This is a genomic window from Terriglobales bacterium (genome assembly GCA_035624475.1).
GTDB lineage: Bacteria > Acidobacteriota > Terriglobia > Terriglobales > Acidobacteriaceae > DASPRL01.
This window is the reverse complement of the sequence record DASPRL010000147.1, coordinates 1-3,886: the sequence shown is the minus strand read 5'-3', so window position 1 is coordinate 3,886 and position 3,886 is coordinate 1. Positions and strand designations below refer to the sequence as shown.

General features: G+C 69.5%; 7 protein-coding genes. 6 read left to right on the top strand and 1 reads right to left on the bottom strand.

What is annotated here, in order from left to right; all coding sequences use genetic code 11:
- Position 1: 1 nt before the first annotated feature.
- Genes VEG08_06230 through rplS form a run of 4 tightly spaced genes read left to right on the top strand, consistent with a single transcriptional unit; the run spans position 2 to position 1,956 of the window.
- On the top strand, positions 2-139 hold the full coding sequence (locus VEG08_06230; protein ID HXZ27582.1) for a KH domain-containing protein: 138 nt from the start codon (positions 2-4) through the stop codon (positions 137-139).
- Entirely contained in the window at positions 103-702 is a 600-nt protein-coding gene (gene rimM, locus VEG08_06225; GenBank protein HXZ27581.1) for a ribosome maturation factor RimM, read from the top strand. Before VEG08_06230 ends, rimM begins: the two co-directional genes overlap by 37 nt.
- A 39-nt stretch (positions 703-741) precedes the next feature.
- Positions 742-1,548, top strand: coding sequence for a tRNA (guanosine(37)-N1)-methyltransferase TrmD (gene trmD, locus VEG08_06220; GenBank protein HXZ27580.1), 807 nt, complete (start codon positions 742-744; stop codon positions 1,546-1,548).
- A gap of 45 nt (positions 1,549-1,593) precedes the next feature.
- Positions 1,594-1,956, top strand: coding sequence for a 50S ribosomal protein L19 (rplS, locus tag VEG08_06215; protein HXZ27579.1), 363 nt, complete (start codon positions 1,594-1,596; stop codon positions 1,954-1,956).
- A gap of 103 nt (positions 1,957-2,059) precedes the next feature.
- On the opposite strand, the gene VEG08_06210 is transcribed toward rplS, so the two are convergent.
- Positions 2,060-2,752 carry a PilZ domain-containing protein gene (locus VEG08_06210; GenBank protein ID HXZ27578.1) on the bottom strand — a complete coding sequence of 231 codons (693 nt, stop codon included), beginning with the start codon at positions 2,750-2,752 and terminating at the stop codon, positions 2,060-2,062.
- 148 nt (positions 2,753-2,900) lie between these two features.
- Here VEG08_06210 and VEG08_06205 point away from each other — a divergent pair, with 148 nt between their 5' ends.
- Together VEG08_06205 and VEG08_06200 are read left to right on the top strand one after the other, a co-directional pair.
- Positions 2,901-3,635 (top strand): ribonuclease HII, encoded by a 735-nt coding sequence (locus tag VEG08_06205; GenBank protein HXZ27577.1) that lies wholly within the window; start codon positions 2,901-2,903, stop codon positions 3,633-3,635.
- A 38-nt stretch (positions 3,636-3,673) separates the two neighbouring features.
- A partial coding sequence (locus VEG08_06200) for a PIG-L family deacetylase (GenBank protein ID HXZ27576.1) occupies positions 3,674-3,886 on the top strand: 213 nt, incomplete at its 3' end.

Sequence of the window (3,886 nt, the reverse complement as noted above, 5' to 3'; positions counted from 1 at the left end):
GCTGGAGCTGCGCGTCGGCCCCAACGACTTGGGCAAGGTGATCGGGAAGCAGGGGCGCACGGCGCGCTCCATCCGCACCATCCTGGGCGCCGCCGGCATGAAATTGAAGAAGCGTTATACGCTGGAGATCCTGGAATAAGCGACAGCTTCATCAGCATCGCGCGCGTGCTCAAGGCCCAGGGACGGCGCGGCGAGGTCAGCGCCGAACTCCACACCGATTTTCCGGAGCGATTGGCGGAGCGCAAGCGCCTGTTCGCGCTCTCTCCGCGGGGAGAGCGCCGCGAGCTGGAGCTGGAGTCCTGCTGGCCCCACAAGGGCGGCATGGTGCTGAAGTTCCGGGGCGTGGATTCGATCGCCGCGGCGGAAGAGCTGGCCGGCTGCGAGATCCAGATCCCGCAGGAAGAGCGCGAGACGCTGGCCCTGGGTGCGGTGTACGTGAGCGACCTGCTGGGCTGCATCGTGGTCGAGGCCGCGCAGGGGACCGAGATCGGCCGCGTCGAAGAAGTGCAGTTCGGCGCCGGCGAGGCCCCGCTGCTGGTGGTCCGGGCGGGGCGCAGGGAGCAGTTGATCCCCTTCGCCGCCGAGTATGTGAAGCGGCTGGACCCGCAGGCCAAGCGGGTGGAGATGACACTGCCCCCGGGCCTGCTGGAACTGGACGCGCCCCTGACCGCGGAGGAGAAAGAGCGGCAGCGGGAAAGGTAGGAAGTCGGGGGGCGCAGCCTGCGGGCGGCGCCGTACGCGATGAAGTTCGAGATCGTCACCATATTTCCGGACTTTTTTCGCGGGCCCCTGCAACACGGCATCGTGCGCCGGGCGCAGGAGGCCGGGCTCATTGACATCCGGGTGCACGACCTGCGGGCCTTCACCCACGACCGCCACCGCACCGTAGACGATCGTCCCTTCGGCGGCGGCGAGGGCATGGTGCTGAAGCCGGAGCCGCTGTTCGAATGCTGCGCGGCCATGGGACTGGAGCCGCAGGCCGCGCGCCGCGCGCCGGGAGCGAAGGAATCCGTGGTGCTGCTGTCGGCGCAGGGGCGGCTCTTCGGCCAGGAGACGGCGGAAGAACTGGCCGCATTGGAGCGCGTGGTGCTGCTCTGCGGCCGCTACGAAGGCGTGGACGAGCGCGTGGGCGAGCATCTCGCCGACCGCGAAGTTTCCATCGGCGACTACGTGCTCAGCGGCGGCGAACTGGGGGCGCTGGTGATCGTGGATGCGGTCACCCGGCTGCTTCCCGGGGCGCTGGGCAACCAGGCTTCGGCCGAGCAGGAGTCGTTCAGCGGGCGAGTGGCGCGGAGGGAGGAGGGCAAGCCCGTCTCCACCTGCGCCTCGGGCGGGTTGCTGGACTACCCGCACTACACCCGCCCGGCGGAGTACCAGGGGCTGCCGGTGCCGGAGGTGCTGGTCTCGGGCAACCACGACCAGATCCGCCGCTGGCGGCGAGGCCGCGCCCTGGAGAAGACTCTGCGCAACCGCCCCGAGCTGCTGGAGCGGGTGGCGTTGAGCGAGGAAGACCGCGAGTTGCTGGCGGAGATCCGGCAACGGCAATGATTCCGGGCGGCCCAGGCCGCCCGCGGAGATCCTGAGGACAACGACATGTCGAATTCACTGGTCATCGAGAAGCTGCTTGCCAAAGTGCGGCGCACCGATCTGCCGCCCCTCAACCCCGGGGACAGCGTGCGCGTCCACGTCAAGATCAAGGAAGGCGACAAGGAGCGCCTGCAGGCCTTCGAGGGCATCGTCATCAAGCGCACTCACGGGCCCCAGGCCAGCTTCACCGTGCGCAAGGTCAGCTTCGGCCACGGGGTGGAGCGCATCTTCCCTCTCAACTCCAAGGTGATCGACAAGGTGGAGGTGCTGAAGTCCAGCGCGGTGCGCCGGGCGCGGCTCTTCTACCTGCGGGGACGCAAGGGCAAGTCCGCCCGCCTGCGCGAGTCCGAGCGCACGCAGGAAGGGTAGCGCCGGCCAGACCCGCTGTCCGGTCTTTGTGCCCCTCGTGTCTCCATTGTGTCCTTTGTGGTGAGCTTTCTTTCTGGCTGTGCCGCAGGCAGGAAGCCGCGCCCTACTCCATCCCCAGGTATCCGTCGATCCACGCCTTCAGCCGTAGGCGGTCGTTGCAGGGGCGGAACTGGAAGCCGGTAGTGCGCTGCGTCTCCAGGCACCAGCACACCACGGCGGGGATCTCCAGGCCGGAGAGCCCGGGCAGGCCGAGCAGGAGCTGCGCCGTGTCCGCCACCGCCAGCCCCTCCACCGCGTAGGCCGACAGTCCCCCGCCGCTGATCTCGCGCGTCACCCCGGTCAGCGTCCCGCGGTGGGGTGTCACCGCCTTCATCCCCGTGATCAGCGGCAGGCGCACGTAGCGCCGCAACTGGCGCAGCAGCAGCAGGTAGGTGTTCTCCACCTCGCGGGCGATGGCGTCCGCGCCCGCCCCGCCTTCGAAGAGGCAGTTGACGCCGTACTCGGAGAGCCGCAGCGCCTCTTCGATCGAGCCGAAGCCATAGACCAGGCAGCGGCGGTTGCCGTCGGCCGCGCGCAGCGCTTGCAGATAGGCCTCGGCGCCGGCATCCAGGCGAATGGCGCAGGCATCGAAGGCCGAGGTCTGGAGCTGCTCCACCGAGGGCGAGGACGCCTGGGTGTCGATACGGCACTGTCGGAAGCACTGCTGCAGCACCTCCACCACCGGGCGAGCGACGTTGATCACCGCCAGGGTGGCCTGGTAGCGCGGCTTGAGGGAGGAGTTCGTGGCCATGTCCATGCGAGCAGGGTCTCTACTTTAGAACGCCTCGCGCGCGCTTGGGACAAAAATTTCCGCCGGGGGACCCCGCCCGGCAAAGCTCCCGCCCACTTCACTCCGCGCTTGCGCGCGTGCGCATTCCGCGCAACACTGTTGTCGGTCTCACGCGGTGGCCACTCCGACGCAACCCGATGGTTCCCTGCCGCTCTCGCCCGCGGCCGCCAAGCTGCGCCTGCTCAAGCGCCTGCGCTGCACCCTGAAGTTCGAGAAGCAGGCCTGGGCGGCGGGCGCGCGCCGGGTGGCGGGGGTGGACGAAGCCGGGCGCGGCTCGCTCTTCGGCCCCGTGGTCGCGGCCGCCGTCATCCTCGATCCCGAGCACCGCATTCGCGGCCTGCGCGACTCCAAGCTGCTGACCGCCGCCCGCCGCGAGGAATTGGCGGAGAAGATCCGCGAGCACTCGCTGGCCCGGGCGGTCGCGGCCGTGGACGCCGCCATGATCGACCGCATCAACATCTACCAGGCCTCGCGCCTGGCCATGCTGGAAGCAGTCACGCAGCTCGCTCCCGCCCCCGACCACCTGCTGGTGGATGCCATGCGCCTCGAGCACCCCTGCCCCCAGACCTCCATCATCCACGGCGACGCGCGCTCCGCCTCTATCGCTGCCGCTTCCATCCTGGCCAAGGTGGAGCGCGATCGCATGCTGGAGGAGTTCGACCGGCTCTATCCCGCCTACGGCCTGGCCGCCAATAAGGGCTACAGCACGCCCCACCACCTGCGCAGCCTGCGCTCGCACGGCCCATCGCCCCTGCACCGCCAGTCCTTTGCCCCGGTCTGGAACGCTACCGCAACCCAGGAGATGCTGGAGTTCATGGCGGAGGAAGACGCCGACCCGCCGGAGAACTAGAATCCTCGCCTGGCCGTCCTGTATCCAAGCAAAGGATCATGCTCCGCCTGCTCTGCATCACCGCCCATCCCGACGACGAGGCTGGAGGCTTCGGCGGCTCGCTCGCCCTCTACCGCGAGCGCGGCGTCGAGACCTACGTCGTCTGCCTGACTCCCGGCCAGGCCGCGCGCAACCGCGGCGGCGCCCGCTCCGACGAGGAACTGGCGGCGCTGCGGCGCCAGGAGTTCGCCGCCGCCTGCGCCCTGCTGAAG

Excerpts from the sequence above, each read along its gene's own strand:
- trmD (HXZ27580.1), top strand. The coding sequence starts at position 742 with ATGAAGTTCGAGATCGTCACCATATTTCCGGACTTTTTTCGCGGGCCC.
- rplS (HXZ27579.1), top strand. The coding sequence starts at position 1,594 with ATGTCGAATTCACTGGTCATCGAGAAGCTGCTTGCCAAAGTGCGGCGC.
- VEG08_06210 (HXZ27578.1), bottom strand. The coding sequence starts at position 2,752 with ATGGACATGGCCACGAACTCCTCCCTCAAGCCGCGCTACCAGGCCACC.